Below are 14,520 nucleotides of genomic sequence, written 5' to 3' on the forward strand. Positions count from 1 at the left end.
ACATGCCCAGCCTTAAGGACCTCAAAAACCGGATCGGAAGCGTCAAAAACACGCGGAAGATCACCAAGGCGATGCAAATGGTCGCCGCGGCGAAGCTGCGCCGCGCCCAGGAAAGCGCCGAGGCCGCGCGCCCCTATGCCGAACGGATGCATTCCGTGATGGCGGGGCTGGCGGGCTCGGTGAAGGGCTCGGACACTGCGCCGCGCCTGCTCAAGGGCACCGGCTCGGACAAGACTCACCTTCTCGTGGTGATGACGGCCGAGCGTGGTCTGTGCGGTGGCTTCAACGCCAACATCGCCAAGCTGGCTCGCCAGCATGCAGAAAAGCTTCTTGCCGAAGGGAAAGAGGTGAAAATCCTCACCGTCGGCAAGAAGGGCCGCGATGCGCTGCGCCGGGAATACGGCCAGTATTTCGTGGGTCACGTGGACCTGAGCGAAGTCAAGAAGCTGAGCTATGACGACGCCCAGGGGATCGCGCGCGATCTCATCGGCCGCTTCGACAAGGGCGAGTTCGATGTCGCGACGATCTTCTTCTCGATCTTCGAGAGCGTGATCTCGCAAACGCCGACCGCCAAGCAGATCATCCCCGCTTCCTATGAACCGGAAGAGGGCGAAGAGCACGTGCCGACGGTCAATTACGATTACGAACCCAGCGAGACGCAGATCCTCACCGACCTGCTGCCGCGCGGGATCGCGACGCAGATCTTCACGGCTCTGCTGGAAAACGGTGCCTCGGAACAAGGTGCGCGTATGTCCGCCATGGACAGCGCGACGCGCAACGCGGGCGAGATGATCGACAAGCTGACGATCGAATACAACCGCTCGCGCCAGGCCGCGATCACCAAGGAACTCATCGAAATCATTTCGGGCGCCGAGGCGCTCTGACGGAACCGGAGAAATTGAGACATGGCAAGCAAAGGTAAAGTGACCCAGGTCATCGGCGCCGTCGTCGACGTGCAGTTCGACGGCGAACTGCCGGCGATCCTGAACGCGCTGGAAACCACCAACAACGGCAAGCGCCTCGTTCTCGAGGTTGCTCAGCACCTCGGCGAGAACTCGGTGCGTACCATCGCAATGGACGCGACCGAAGGTCTCGTGCGCGGCGCTGAAGTGACCGACATGGGCGCCCCGATCTCGGTGCCGGTCGGCAACGCGACGCTCGGCCGCATCCTGAACGTGATCGGCGAGCCCGTGGACGAGAAGGGCCCGGTGGAAGCCACCGAGACCCGCGCGATCCACCAGCCCGCGCCCGACTTCGAAAGCCAGGCAACCGCCTCGGAAATCCTCGTGACGGGCATCAAGGTCATCGACCTTCTCGCGCCCTACTCGAAGGGTGGTAAGATCGGCCTGTTCGGCGGCGCCGGCGTGGGCAAGACCGTTCTCATCATGGAACTGATCAACAACATCGCGAAGGTGCACTCGGGCTACTCCGTGTTCGCCGGTGTTGGCGAGCGGACCCGTGAAGGCAACGACCTCTATCACGAGATGATCGAATCCAACGTCATCAAGCCCGACGATCTGTCGAGCTCGCAGGTGGCTCTGGTCTACGGTCAGATGAACGAACCTCCGGGTGCACGCGCGCGTGTCGCTCTGACCGGCCTGACGCTGGCCGAGCAGTTCCGCGACCAATCGGGCACCGACGTTCTGTTCTTCGTCGACAACATCTTCCGCTTCACGCAGGCGGGTTCGGAAGTGTCGGCGCTTCTGGGTCGTATCCCTTCGGCCGTGGGCTACCAGCCGACGCTGGCCACCGACATGGGCGCGATGCAGGAACGCATCACCTCGACGAAAGCCGGCTCGATCACCTCGATCCAGGCCGTCTACGTTCCGGCCGACGACCTTACCGACCCGGCTCCGGCCACCACCTTCGCCCACCTCGACGCCACGACCGTTCTGTCGCGTGCGATCTCGGAACTCGGCATCTACCCGGCCGTGGACCCGCTCGACTCCTCGTCGCGCATCCTCGACCCGGCGATCGTCGGCGAAGAGCACTACAAGGTCGCCCGTGACGTGCAGGAGATCCTGCAGCGCTACAAGGCCCTCCAGGACATCATCGCCATCCTCGGGATGGACGAACTGTCGGAAGAGGACAAGCTGACCGTGGCCCGCGCCCGTAAGATCCAGCGTTTCCTCTCGCAGCCCTTCGACGTTGCGAAAGTGTTCACCGGTTCGGACGGCGTTCAGGTTCCGCTCGAGGACACGATCTCCTCGTTCAAGGCGGTTGTCGCTGGCGAATACGATCACCTGCCCGAAGCAGCCTTCTACATGGTCGGCGGCATCGAGGAAGTGAAAGCGAAAGCCGAGAAACTCGCCGCTGCGGCGTAAGGAGGCGTTATGGCCGACACGATGCAATTTGACCTGGTCGCCCCCGAGCGCAAGCTTGCCTCCGTCGAGGAAGCGGTCGAGGTCATGGTGCCCGGTTCGGATGGTGACCTCACGGTCATGCCCGGCCACGCGCCTATGCTGACGACGCTGCGGCCCGGCAAGCTGACGCTGGTGACGCGTTCGGAAACCCAGAGCTACGCGGTAACGGGTGGCTTCGCCGAGATCACCCCCGAGGGGATCACGGTTCTGGCCGAACGTTCGATGCCCGCGGAAGAGTTCACCAAGGAAGTCCACGATCGCCTGATCGAGGAAGCCCGCCGCGTCCATGACGAAGCGCATCCTTCGGTGGCCGATATGACCGCGAAGCTTCTGGCCGATATGGAAGCTCTTGGCGCGCATATGCTGGGCTGAGCCGTCGTTTCAAGGAATGGAAAAAGCCCCGGGTTTCCGGGGCTTTTTTATTGCGCGGCCCATGCGTAAACTGAGGCGTGCAACGGCCGGGAAGAAAGCTCGATGATCACAGTTGAGAGCCATCGATTGGGATTGCAGCAGGGCTCGCTGGTGCTGTTCTCCGATTTTCAGGATGGCGGCACGATGTGGACCGGCGACGGCCCGCGCGAGTTGCGCAAGGCGGTGCGATTCCCCGAACCTTTCCGTGGAAAGCCCATGGTGCATGTCTCGCTTTCGATGTGGGACGTGGATGGTGAGCACAACTCTCGGATGGATATCTCGAGCGATGGGGTGACGTCCGAGGGGTTCGTCATCGTCTTTCGCACCTGGGGCGACACCCGCGTCGCCCGGGTGCGCGCCGACTGGATTGCCATGGGCGGCGTCGGACATGAGGACGATTGGGATATCCCGTAGGGACCGTGCCCCGGCACGCGTCGCCGCCTTTTGACGGTGGGCAAAGAAAAACGCCCCGCGCATGTGCGGGGCGTTCTCATTTGTCGCCGGGGAGGGCGGTCGAAACCGCCCGTCACCCTCTTAGTCAAGCGCCTTGAAGTTCAGCGCGGCGCCGTCCTTGATACCCGAGAACCAGCGCGCCGTGACGGTCTTGGTCTTGGTGTAGAAGCGGAAGGCGTCGGGGCCGTATTGGTTGAGGTCGCCGAAGGCCGACTTCTTCCAGCCGCCGAAGGTGTAGTAGCTCAGCGGAACCGGGATCGGGAAGTTGATGCCGACCATGCCGACATTGACCTTCGAGGCGAAGTCGCGCGCGGTGTCGCCATCGGCGGTGTAGATCGCGGTGCCGTTGCCATAGGGGTTGTCGATCACCAGATCGAGCGCCTCTTCGTAGTTCTTCGTGCGCACCATCGACAGCACCGGACCGAAGATCTCTTCTTTGTAGATGTCCATCTCCGGGGTCACCTTGTCGAAGAGCGACGGGCCGACGAAGAAGCCCTCCTCATAGCCCTGCAGCGAGAAGTCGCGACCGTCGACCACGAGATCCGCGCCCTGTTCGACGCCCGAGTTGATCAGGCCCTTGATGCGCTCTTGCGCCTGCTTGGTGATGACGGGGCCGTAATCCACGTCGTCGCCGCCGGTGTAGGGGCCGACCTTGAGTTTCTCGATCTTCGGCACGAGGCGCTCGATCAGGGCTTCGGCAGTGCCTTCACCCACGGGGACCGCGACCGAGATCGCCATGCAGCGCTCGCCAGCGGCGCCGTAGCCCGCGCCGATCAGCGCGTCGGCGGCCATGTCCATATCCGCATCGGGCATGATCAGCATGTGGTTCTTCGCGCCGCCGAAGCACTGCGCGCGCTTGCCGTTATTCGCCGCGCGGCCATAGATGTATTGCGCGATCGGGGTCGAGCCGACGAAGCCCACGCCCTGGATCGTCTCGTGGTCGAGGATCGTGTCCACGGCTTCCTTGTCGCCGTTGACGACCTGCAGGACGCCATCGGGAAGACCGGCTTCCTGCGCCAGTTCCGCGAGCATGATCGCGGTGGTCGGCACGCGCTCGGAGGGCTTGAGGATCATCGCGTTCCCGGCCGACAGCGCCGGGCCCATTTTCCACAGCGGGATCATGGCGGGGAAGTTGAAGGGCGTGATGCCCGCGACGACACCAAGCGGCTGGCGCATCGAGTAGAGGTCGATGCCGGGGCCCGCGTCGCCGGTGTATTCGCCCTTGAGCAGCATCGGCGCGCCCATGCAGACTTCGATCACTTCGAGGCCGCGTTGCACGTCGCCTTTGGCGTCCGGAATGGTCTTGCCATGTTCCTTCGACAGCGCCTCGGCGAGCTTGTCCATGTCGCGCTCGATCAGTTGACCGAACTTCATCATCACGCGGGCGCGGCGCTGCGGGTTGACCTTCTGCCATTCGAGCTGCGCTTTCGCGGCATCCGCGATCGCGGCGTCAAGCTCGGCCGGGGTGGCCAGCGCGACCTTGGCGATGATTTCGCCCGTGGCGGGGTTGTAGACATCGCCGAAGCGGCCCGAAGTGCCTGCAACGCGCTTGCCGTTGATCCAGTGACCGATCTCTTCCATGAGAACCTCCTCCTGCAAAGACTCATTCGATTGGGTTGCGCGAACTCTAGCCTTGCGAAAATGCCGATAAAAGAGGAAGTAACTCAAAAGCGTTTTGCAATTTCGCAAAGGTGAGGCCGAATGGACTGGGATGATCTGCGTATTTTCCTTGCCGTAGCGCGGGCGGAGAGCCTGTCCGGCGCGGGCCGCAGTCTGAAGCTCGACGCCGCGACGGTCGGGCGACGGGTCTCGCGGCTCGAGGAAGCCTTCGGCTCCAAGCTTTTCGTGAAATCGCCGCAGGGCTATGCGCTCTCGGAGGCGGGCGATCGGCTCTTGCCCCATGCCGAAGCCGCCGAACAGGCTTTCGCCGGCGCCGAGGAGGAGCTGTCAGGGATCGCGGGGCAACTGACGGGCCAGCTGCGCATCGGGGCCCCCGATGGCTGCGCGAATTACCTCCTGCCACAGGTCTGTGCGAAGATCGCCGCGGAGAATCCCGGCCTCGAGATCCAGATCATCGCCCTTCCGCGCGTGTTCAACCTCTCGAAACGCGAGGCCGACATGGCGATCGCGGTGTCGCGCCCGACGGCGGGGCGCCTGACGGTGCAGAAGCTGACTGATTATCATCTCAGCCTCGCCGCCCATCGCGATTATCTCGCCAACGCCCCCCCGGTGCGGGACAAGTCCGATCTCTCGGTGCATCGGATGATCGGGTATATCCCCGACATGATCTTCGACAAGGAGCTCGACTATTTCGCCGAGACCGGGGCGGAGATGGTGGGGCTCGCCTCGAACTCGGCCTCGGTGCAGATGCGGATGATCGAGGCGGGGGCGGGCTTAGGCATCGTGCATGACTTCGCGATCCCCTTCGCGCCGGGGGTCGTGCGCGTGCTCGGCGACGAGATCCGGCTAGATCGGGCCTTCTGGCTGATCCGCCATGCCGACGACCGCCGCTCGGAACGGCTGACGCGTTTCGCGGAGGCTTTGGGGCAGGGTTTGCGCGACGAGGTGGCCCGGCTTGAACGCGCCGCGTTTGAAACAACTCTGGCGGGCCTGTGAACGCGACAGAGTTGACAGATCGCGCCAACCGGTGAGACGCTTGAAACAAGAGGATGTTTTCAGGGAGGTCGCGATGCAGGTTATGCAGATTCTCAAGGAGAAAGGGCAGGGCGGCGTGTACACCGTCTCGCCCGATATGAAGCTCAGCGATGTGATCGCGGCGCTCTCGTCGAAGCGGATCGGCGCGGTGATCGTCTCGACCGATGGCGAGACCGTGGAGGGGATCGTCTCGGAACGCGACGTGGTGCGCGAGATCGCCCGGCGCGGTGCCGCCTGCCTGACGCTGCGCGCCTCCGAGGTGATGACGCGGGAAGTCTCGTGCTGTGCGCCGATGGACAGCACCGAGGCGGTGATGGAGCAGATGACCGAGGGGCGCTTCCGCCACATGCCGGTGAAGGACAAGGGCAAGATGGTTGGCGTGATCTCGATCGGGGACGTGGTCAAGGCGCGCCTCGGTGAACTTCACATGGAAAAAGAGTCGCTTCAGGGCATGATCATGGGCAACTGATGCCGCACTGCGGCACCTTCGGGCTTGCATTTGGGTGCGCAATATAGTTGCGTGCCCAGAGCTTTGCGGGCGATTTTGGAGGATGCCATGCGGATCGGTCTTTACCCCGGAACCTTTGATCCGGTCACGCTGGGCCATCTCGACATCATCGAACGCGCGATGGCGCTGGTCGATCGTCTGGTGATCGGCGTGGCGATCAATCGCGACAAGGGGCCGCTCTTCGCGCTGGAGGAACGTGTCGCGATGGTGCAGGCGGAATGCGCCAAGATCACCGAACGTCGCGGCGGCGAGATCGTCGTGCACCCGTTCGAGAACCTGCTGATCGACTGCGCCAAGGATGTCGGCGCGAGCGTGATCGTGCGTGGTCTGCGCGCGGTAGCCGATTTCGAATATGAGTTTCAGATGGTCGGCATGAACCGCGCCCTCGACGCCTCGGTCGAGACGGTCTTCCTGATGGCCGATGCGCGTCGTCAGGCGATCGCCTCGAAACTGGTCAAGGAAATCGCGCGGCTTGGCGGGGATGTGTCGAAATTCGTGACCCCCGATGTCCGCACCAAGCTGGTAGGCAAATTTTCAGCCTGAGCGAGGCTCAGAACTGGGGCAGCGCCCCGATCGTTACCAAAGCCTTGAGGACCGCGTCCACCGCGACAGCGGCCAGGATCATGCCCATCACCCGGCTGATCACCATGGCGCCGGTGGTGCCGATCAGGCGGTGCAGCGGGTTGGCCAGAAGCAAGATCACCAGCGTCACCAGCAAGACTGCGCCCATCAAGGCCGCGGTGATCGACTGATGAATGACCGAGAACCGGTCGTTATCCGTCAGGATAACCACGGCGAGCATCGCACCGGGCGAGGCGATCGACGGGATCGCCACTGGAAAGACGGAGGTTTCGCGGACCCGATCTGCCTCGTCGATCTCGCTCTGGGGTTTGCCCGAACCAAAGATCATCGTCAGCGAGAAGAGAAACAGTACGATCCCACCGGCGATCTGGAAGGCGGGCAAAGGCAGGCCAAGCGCTTCGAGTACGATTTGTCCCAGAACTATGAAAAGTCCCAGCACGATGAAGGAAACGAGCACGGCGCGGCGCGCCACGGCATGCCGTTCAGCCTCGCTCATGTTGCGGGTCACCGCAAGAAAGACCGGCAAGGTGCCGATCGGGTCGATCACGACCCAGAGGGTGATGAACTCCTGCAAAACCTGTGAAGGGCTGAGCACTGATCTTCCTTCCCGAAGAAAATGTGTGAGAACAAGAGATGTTAGCACGGCGCCAATGCCAGTGCCATGCAGCCACTTGCCCGGATGCCCCTCTTCGCGGGCTGTCCATACGGGCAGGAGGGAATACGGGCAGGAGGGAATGATCCCGAGACCATCCCCTCCTGCCCTGCCGAAAACCGGCGGGCTTGCTCCCTGTCAGCCGTTCGACTTGGTCGCAGCGGTTTGCGGTGCGGCGGTGGTCGCCGAGGATTTCGTCGCCTGGCCCGCCTGCCGCGGCAGTTGGGCCAGCCCCCACTGGTCGATCACCACGCCGTCCTCGACGCCTTTCAGCGCCAGGTTGGCTTCGTAGTATTTGCCCGATTTGATCAGCTTCGCCGCAACCTGGAGATGGGTGAGCGAGAGTTTGGCCGGCACCATCGCCGCCGCGACCGACACGTCGATGTTGCTCGCCTTCAGCGTCTCGGCCGCTCCTTTCGCATCGCCCTTGGCCATCTGATCATTGGCCGCGCTCACCGCCTTGGAATTGTCCGGCGTGACAGTGAAACCCTCGCCCAGCATGATCGAGCTGTCGAAGGGCACATAGGTTACGCCCTGCTGGCCCGATTTCGACGGGACCCCCCATTTCGCCTCCGAGGTTTCGGCCGATTGCATCTTGGCGATCGCGTCATTCGTCATCTGCGTCGCCATGTCGGTATTGCCGTCGAACAGCGCCAGCCGCGCCGCGCGCACCTCGCGCATCGCGGTATAGGCATCGTCGACCGTGGTCAGCAGCTCCGTGTCATTCGAACTCGACGTGGTCTTCGCGACCGCATCCGCGCTTTTCTGGTTCGTGGCGGCGGGGCTCGTCTGATCGGCAAGGGCGGGCAGGACGCCATAGGCGAGCGGTCCCGCGACAAGCGTTCCCGAGAGCATCAGCGCAAGAAGCTTCGAATTGCGTTTCATGAGTCTATTCCTTTCGAAAGTCTCGATACGGTTCTCTTGGGCTGCGCAAAACTTGCCGCCCATGGACCCAAAACGCGCGATCGTGCTCGGGGCTCCATCACCTGTCCTCAATGATCCGGTCGCGATCGCGAGCGGTGGCCGCCGCTCCGTGAGGCATGTGTGAGCCGTGAGACGAAAAGGGCGACCCGCATCGGGCCGCCCTTCTTCTTGATCCAAATATCTCGGGGGAGCCCGCCGATCCGGCGGGCGGGGGCAGCGCCCCGGTTCTGCCTCAGATCAGCTTGCCCATCGCCACGGCCGTATCGGCCATGCGGTTCGAGAAGCCCCATTCGTTGTCGTACCAGGTCAGAATGCGGACCATCCGGCCCTCCATCACCTTGGTCTGATCCATCGCGAAGGTGGAGCTGTGCGGGTCATGATTGAAATCGACCGATACATTCGGGCGCTCGGTGTAACCGAGAATGCCTTTCATCGGCCCGTCGGCTGCGGCCTTGATCGCGGCGTTGACCTCTTCGACGGTGGTGTCGCGCGCGGCCTCGAAGACCAGATCGACGACCGAGACATTCGGTGTGGGAACGCGGATCGCGACGCCGTCGAGCTTGCCCGCCAGCTCGGGCAGTACCAGCCCGACCGCCTTCGCGGCACCCGTCGAGGTCGGGATCATGCTCATCGCCGCCGCGCGGGCGCGGTAGAGATCCTTGTGCATCGTGTCGAGCGTCGGCTGGTCACCGGTATAGGAGTGGATCGTGGTCATGAAACCCTTGGAGATCCCGATCGCGTCATTGAGGACCTTCGCCACCGGCGAGAGGCAGTTCGTGGTGCACGATGCGTTGGAGACCACGAGATCGTCCTTGGTCAGCACGCCCTCGTTCACGCCATAGACAATCGTCTTGTCGGCGCCGGCTGCGGGGGCGGAGACCAGCACGCGCTTCGAGCCGTTCTCGAGGTGGAAGGCGGCCTTTTCGCGCGCGGTGAAGATGCCCGTGCATTCCATCGCGATATCGACCTCGCCCCAGGGCAGTTCCTTCGGATCGCGGATCGCGGTGACCTTGATCTTGCCGCGGCCTGCGTCGATCCAGTCCTCGCCGGTCTTCACCTCTTGCGGGAAACGGCCATGGACGGAGTCGAATTGCAGCAGATGCGCGTTGGTCTCGACCGGGCCGAGATCGTTGATCGCGACCACCTCGATATCGGTGCGTCCCGATTCCACGATGGCGCGCAGCACGTTACGCCCGATCCGTCCAAATCCGTTGATGGCAACCTTGACCGTCATTTCCGTCTCCTCTGGCTGGCTGCCCGACGGGGAGTCGTGTCGGGCAGAATTCCCGTTAACGCTAACAAGCGCGTTTGCGCCCGCAGGTCAACCACCACGATAAACGCTTAGCGCCAGAAGGCGATATATTGAACGAGGTCCAGGAGCTCTTTTGCCAGAAAAAGAAGGATGCGCCCTTCATTGAAGAGCGCATCCGAAAAAATGAGCATGACGGTGATGCCTGCCAGCCAGAGCGCGATGCGATTGGTCATCTGTCCCTCTCGCGCGCCCCTGCCGGCGCGTCAGTGCAGAAGCCGCCCCATCGCACCAGCCACGTCAGCCATGCGGCAGGAGAAGCCCCATTCGTTGTCATACCAAGCCAGCACGCGGACCAGCTTGCCCACGACCTTGGTCTGGTCCGGGGCGAAGATAGAGGATTGCGGGGTGTGATTGAAGTCGATCGAGACCTTCGGCTCGGGATCGTAGCCCAGAACCATGCCCATGTAGCCGGCTGCGGCCTCGCGCACGATCTCGTTCACCTCGTCGCGGGTCACGGTTTTCTTGGCCTCGAAGGTCAGATCGACGGCAGAGACATTCGGCGTCGGTACGCGCAAGGCGGTCCCGTCGAGCTTGCCTTTCAGTTCGGGCAGCACTTCGCCGATGGCCTTGGCCGCGCCCGTCGAGGTCGGGATCATCGCCATCGCAGCGGCGCGCGCGCGGTAGAGATCCTTGTGGCGGCGGTCCAGCGTCGGCTGATCGCCGGTATAGGAGTGGATCGTCGTCATCACGCCCGATTCGATACCGATCGCATCGTTGAGCACCTTGGCCAGCGGCGCGAGGCAGTTGGTGGTGCACGACCCGTTCGAGACGACGTGATGCGCCTCGGTCAACTCGCGGTGGTTCACGCCGTAGACGATCGTCTTGTCGGCATTGGTCGCAGGGGCCGAGACGAGCACGCGCTTGGCGCCGCGGCCGAGGTGGACGGCGGCCTTGTCACGGGCGTTGAACTTGCCGGTGCATTCGAGCACGACATCGACGCCGTCCCAGTCCAGTTCGTCGGGATTGTAGGTCGACATAACGTCGATCGGACCGCGGCCCAGATCGAGCGTCTTGCCCTCGACCTTCACCGGACCGCCGAAGCGGCCATGGACGCTGTCGTATTTCAGCAGGTGGGCATTGGTCTCGATCGGGCCGGTGGCGTTGATCTTGACGACCTGCACGTCATTGCGCGCGGCTTCTGCGATATGGGCCAGAGTGCAGCGCCCGATACGGCCGAAACCGTTGATGCCGATAGTGACGGTCATGGTGAACTCCCCCGCAAGGACCGGAATTTGGCGAGGGGATACCATTGTATGCAAATCGGGAAAAGATTTCAGATCAGCTTGTTAGCGAAAACATCATGTGTTTGCGATAACGATTGGCGATTGGCGGCGCTTTGGGCCCCTCGAGTGCCGGCCAAGCGCATTGAGACAGGGGCGATGTCGTCTTGCAATCGCCGTCGCGAATCGTGGCGCCGGAATGGGACCTAGTCTCCATCCTCGGCGACCAGGAAGATTTCTCCGGCGGTTTCCATCTCTCGGATCGCGCCGACGATCTCGCCCATCGCCTCCTCGGCATCCTTGTCCTTGACCTTTCCGAGATTGGCCATCTCGTCGCGCAGGTTCTGCGCCATGCGTTGCGACATGTTCGTGAGCATGAACTCGGCCGAAGCCTCCAGCGGGCCTTTCGCCCCGGCCAGCGCAACGACAAGGCGCGCCTGATCGACAGTGCGCAGGATCTTGGGGATATCCCGCGGGTCGATGCGGGCGGGAATATTGGCGAAGGTGAAGATCGCTTTCTTCACCTCTTCGGCAAAGGCGAAATCTTCCTCTTCCAGCCCTTTCAATACCGCCTCGCGCGTCGCCGAGGCCGAATAGTTCAGGATGGCGCCGACGCGTTCGACCGGACCGGTGTCAAAGGCCTTTGCGGGCCGTGCATCGAGTTGAGATGCGAGCGCCTGCCCGATCCGCAGCACCGTCTCGGGGGCGACATTGCCGGTCAGCGAGACGGCGTAAGCCACACGGCGCGCCTTGTCGCCGGGCAGCTTTCCAAGAAGCTCTGCCGCCTTCGCCACCGAGAGCTTCGAGAGCATCACCGCGCCCACCTCGGTGCTTTCCTCTTCGAGCACAGGCAGAAGCAACTCTGCCGAGAGGCCGGTGATCCGCTCCCACGGATCGGCGCGCGAACTGCCCGAGGCAAGGCGGCGCAGCCGGGTCGACGCGGCGGGCGAAAGCTGGCCGTCGAGCAGGGACAGCGCCCCGTCGAGCCCGCCGGGAAACGCCAGGCCCACTGCCTCCAGCGCGTCGCAAAATTCCTCTACCACCGAGACGAGCGTGTCGCGGTCGACCAGGCGCAGTTCTGCCACCTGTTCGGCCAATGCGGTCTGGTGATCTTCGCTGAGTTCACTGAGCGGCAGTTTCAATCCTTCGGAGGAGAGAAGCCGCACGATGATCGCGGCCTTCTGACGCCGCGACAAGCTGCCCGCCCCCGGTGAGGGGGCGCTGTCATCGTGGATGTCCGGCCCGGTCAGCTTGCCGAGCGCCATCGGCGCAATCGCGTTCACCGTCCCCTCCGTTACTGCCTGAAACCAGCGGTTCGAGGCAGCCTCGCACGGGGGCGGTTAAGACGGTCTTACCGTCTGCGTGATCAGCTTGATTGCAGCACGCAGGACTTGGCGTCCTTGTCCCAGATCTGACCGGTCGGGCAGGACATCGAGGCCTGATGCTCGCGCGGGCATTCGGCGCTGGCGGCGAGCGGGGCAAGGATCAGCACGGTGGCTGCGATAATCGTACGGGTCATCGGCAATCTCCCTTTGCAGATGACTTAGCGTAATCCGAATCGCGCGCTGCGCCTATAGTCAGGTGACATAGGCGCAGCGCGGCTTTGTCATTCGCCGAAAACGCGGGCGAAAATCGTGTCGACATGCTTGGTATGGTAGCCCATGTCGAATTTTTCGTTGATCCCGTCCACGCCGAGCGCGGCCACGACGTCCTTGTCTGCCAGCAGTTGCTCGCGGAAATCGACGCGGTCTTCCCAGACCTTGAGCGCGTTGCGCTGGACCATCGCATAGGCGTCTTCGCGCGACACACCGGCTTGGGTCAGTGCCAGTAGCACGCGCTGCGACATCACGAGGCCGGGGAACTTGTTCATGTTCGCCAGCATGTTCTCGGGGTAGATGATCATCTTGTCGACGACGCCCGCGAGACGGTTGAGCGCGAAATCGAGCGTCACCGTCGCGTCCGGGCCGATGCCACGCTCGACCGAGCTGTGCGAGATATCGCGCTCATGCCAGAGCGCCACGTTCTCCATCGCGGGCACGACGGTCATGCGTACGAGACGTGCGAGGCCAGTGAGGTTCTCGGTCAGGACCGGGTTTTTCTTGTGCGGCATCGCCGACGAGCCCTTCTGGCCCATCGAGAAGAACTCCGCGCCTTCGAGTACTTCGGTGCGCTGCATGTGGCGGATCTCGATCGCGACATTCTCGATCGACGACGCGATGACGCCGAGCGTCGCGAAGAACATCGCGTGACGGTCGCGGGGGATGACCTGCGTCGAGATCGGCTCGGGGCGCAGGCCCATCATCTTGCAGACATGCTCTTCCACGCGCGGGTCGATATTGGCGAAGGTGCCGACCGCGCCCGAGATCGCGCCGGTGGCGACTTCTTCCTTGGCGGCCTGCAGGCGGGCCTTGTTGCGGTCCATCTCGGCGTAGAAGCGCGCGAAGGTCAGGCCCATCGTGGTGGGCTCGGCATGGATGCCATGCGAACGGCCGACGCGGATCGTGTCCTTATGCTCGTAAGCGCGCTTCTTCAGCGCGGCCAGAACCTTGTCGAGATCGGCGAGCAGGATGTCGGCGGCGCGCACGAGTTGCACGTTGAGGCAGGTGTCGAGCACATCCGACGAGGTCATGCCCTGATGCACGAACCGGGCCTCTTCCGAGCCGACATGCTCGGCGAGGTGCGTCAGGAAGGCGATCACGTCATGCTTGGTGACGGCTTCGATCTCGTCGATGCGGTCCACGTCAAACTCGACATCCTTGGCCTTCCAGACGGCCTCCGCGTTTTCCTTCGGGATCACGCCGAGCTCGGCTTGCGCGTCGCAGGCATGGGCCTCGATCTCGTACCAGATCTTGAACTTGGTGGCGGGTTCCCAGATGTCGACCATCTCTTTGCGGGCATAACGCGGGATCATCGGCGGCCTCTTCGATTGCAGGTGGTTGAGGCGGCTTCTAGACTGCACCTGCCTTTGGGGCAAGGGAGGCCTGATGCCGCAACTGTCGGATTTCGAGGGAGACTGGGTGCTGACGCGCCAGATCGCCCATTCAGACGGCAATCGCGCGCGGTTCGAGGGCGTGGCGTCGTTCGAGCCCGAAGGGGTGGGTCTGCATTACCGCGAGGCGGGCGATCTGATCCTGCCGACCGGGCAGAGCTTTCGCGCCGAGCGCAGCTATTTCTGGCGCGCCGAGGGCGGCAGGATTGCGGTCGCCTTCGAGGATGGCCGCCCGTTCCACAGTTTCGACCCGCTCTCGCCCGAGGCCGCGCATTGGTGCGAGCCTGATGATTACCGCGTGCGCTACGAGTTCGGCGATTGGCCGAACTGGCGCGCGGTCTGGCGGGTGCAGGGGCCGCGCAAGGATTACGAGATGATCTCGGACTATGCGCCGGGCGGCGACTAGGGTTGCGCTGATCCCTCTTGCCGAGGCGTGCGGGACGGGGCAGCA

17 protein-coding genes are annotated in these 14,520 nt (G+C 63.3%); 8 read left to right on the top strand and 9 right to left on the bottom strand.

Annotated features, from left to right (window positions below; all coding sequences use genetic code 11):
• Positions 1-2 precede the first annotated feature (2 nt).
• The 4 genes from BMG00_RS15115 to BMG00_RS15130 all read left to right on the top strand — a co-directional run bounded on the left by BMG00_RS15115 (position 3) and on the right by BMG00_RS15130 (position 3,188).
• Positions 3-884, top strand: coding sequence for a F0F1 ATP synthase subunit gamma (locus BMG00_RS15115; RefSeq protein ID WP_078530044.1), 882 nt, complete (start codon positions 3-5; stop codon positions 882-884).
• A 21-nt stretch (positions 885-905) separates the two neighbouring features.
• Positions 906-2,324, top strand: coding sequence for a F0F1 ATP synthase subunit beta (gene atpD / locus BMG00_RS15120; protein ID WP_078530043.1), 1,419 nt, complete (start codon positions 906-908; stop codon positions 2,322-2,324).
• Between the two features lie 9 nt (positions 2,325-2,333).
• Positions 2,334-2,735, top strand: a complete 402-nt coding sequence (locus BMG00_RS15125; RefSeq protein ID WP_078530042.1) for a F0F1 ATP synthase subunit epsilon — start codon at positions 2,334-2,336, stop codon at positions 2,733-2,735.
• Between the two features lie 102 nt (positions 2,736-2,837).
• On the top strand, positions 2,838-3,188 hold the full coding sequence (locus BMG00_RS15130; protein ID WP_078574921.1) for an H-type lectin domain-containing protein: 351 nt from the start codon (positions 2,838-2,840) through the stop codon (positions 3,186-3,188).
• Positions 3,189-3,308: 120 nt separating this feature from the next.
• Here the strand turns inward: BMG00_RS15130 and BMG00_RS15135 are convergent, their stop codons facing one another.
• Positions 3,309-4,808 (bottom strand): CoA-acylating methylmalonate-semialdehyde dehydrogenase, encoded by a 1,500-nt coding sequence (locus tag BMG00_RS15135; protein ID WP_078530040.1) that lies wholly within the window; start codon positions 4,806-4,808, stop codon positions 3,309-3,311.
• Positions 4,809-4,928: 120 nt separating this feature from the next.
• Between BMG00_RS15135 and BMG00_RS15140 the strand changes: the two genes are divergently transcribed.
• The 3 genes from BMG00_RS15140 to coaD all read left to right on the top strand — a co-directional run bounded on the left by BMG00_RS15140 (position 4,929) and on the right by coaD (position 6,933).
• The gene (locus tag BMG00_RS15140; protein WP_078574922.1) at positions 4,929-5,843 is read left to right on the top strand and encodes a LysR family transcriptional regulator; all 915 of its coding nucleotides are present in this window, start codon (positions 4,929-4,931) and stop codon (positions 5,841-5,843) included.
• A gap of 73 nt (positions 5,844-5,916) precedes the next feature.
• Positions 5,917-6,351, top strand: a complete 435-nt coding sequence (locus tag BMG00_RS15145; protein WP_078530038.1) for a CBS domain-containing protein — start codon at positions 5,917-5,919, stop codon at positions 6,349-6,351.
• 87 nt (positions 6,352-6,438) lie between these two features.
• A complete protein-coding gene (gene coaD / locus BMG00_RS15150; RefSeq protein ID WP_078530037.1) occupies positions 6,439-6,933 on the top strand; it encodes a pantetheine-phosphate adenylyltransferase in 495 nt (164 codons plus the stop codon).
• A gap of 7 nt (positions 6,934-6,940) precedes the next feature.
• On the opposite strand, the gene BMG00_RS15155 is transcribed toward coaD, so the two are convergent.
• The 8 genes from BMG00_RS15155 to purB all read right to left on the bottom strand — a co-directional run bounded on the left by BMG00_RS15155 (position 6,941) and on the right by purB (position 13,991).
• The gene (locus BMG00_RS15155; RefSeq protein ID WP_078530036.1) at positions 6,941-7,567 is read right to left on the bottom strand and encodes a MarC family protein; all 627 of its coding nucleotides are present in this window, start codon (positions 7,565-7,567) and stop codon (positions 6,941-6,943) included.
• A gap of 195 nt (positions 7,568-7,762) precedes the next feature.
• Positions 7,763-8,509, bottom strand: a complete 747-nt coding sequence (locus BMG00_RS15160) for a YfdX family protein (protein ID WP_158521746.1) — start codon at positions 8,507-8,509, stop codon at positions 7,763-7,765.
• A 271-nt stretch (positions 8,510-8,780) separates the two neighbouring features.
• A complete protein-coding gene (gene gap / locus BMG00_RS15165; RefSeq protein ID WP_078574923.1) occupies positions 8,781-9,782 on the bottom strand; it encodes a type I glyceraldehyde-3-phosphate dehydrogenase in 1,002 nt (333 codons plus the stop codon).
• Between the two features lie 107 nt (positions 9,783-9,889).
• The gene (locus BMG00_RS17720) at positions 9,890-10,033 is read right to left on the bottom strand and encodes a hypothetical protein (RefSeq protein ID WP_093470163.1); all 144 of its coding nucleotides are present in this window, start codon (positions 10,031-10,033) and stop codon (positions 9,890-9,892) included.
• 30 nt (positions 10,034-10,063) lie between these two features.
• On the bottom strand, positions 10,064-11,065 hold the full coding sequence (gap, locus tag BMG00_RS15170; protein ID WP_078530033.1) for a type I glyceraldehyde-3-phosphate dehydrogenase: 1,002 nt from the start codon (positions 11,063-11,065) through the stop codon (positions 10,064-10,066).
• A gap of 221 nt (positions 11,066-11,286) precedes the next feature.
• On the bottom strand, positions 11,287-12,345 hold the full coding sequence (locus BMG00_RS15175) for a flagellar motor switch protein FliG (protein WP_078575265.1): 1,059 nt from the start codon (positions 12,343-12,345) through the stop codon (positions 11,287-11,289).
• A gap of 101 nt (positions 12,346-12,446) precedes the next feature.
• Entirely contained in the window at positions 12,447-12,599 is a 153-nt protein-coding gene (locus tag BMG00_RS17670; protein WP_158521747.1) for a hypothetical protein, read from the bottom strand.
• An 87-nt stretch (positions 12,600-12,686) separates the two neighbouring features.
• Entirely contained in the window at positions 12,687-13,991 is a 1,305-nt protein-coding gene (gene purB / locus BMG00_RS15180; RefSeq protein WP_078530032.1) for an adenylosuccinate lyase, read from the bottom strand.
• Between the two features lie 73 nt (positions 13,992-14,064).
• Between purB and BMG00_RS15185 the strand changes: the two genes are divergently transcribed.
• Positions 14,065-14,475 carry a DUF6314 family protein gene (locus tag BMG00_RS15185; protein WP_078574924.1) on the top strand — a complete coding sequence of 137 codons (411 nt, stop codon included), beginning with the start codon at positions 14,065-14,067 and terminating at the stop codon, positions 14,473-14,475.
• Positions 14,476-14,520: the final 45 nt, after the last annotated feature.

The organism is Thioclava marina (assembly GCF_002020135.1).
Taxonomy (GTDB): domain Bacteria; phylum Pseudomonadota; class Alphaproteobacteria; order Rhodobacterales; family Rhodobacteraceae; genus Thioclava; species Thioclava marina.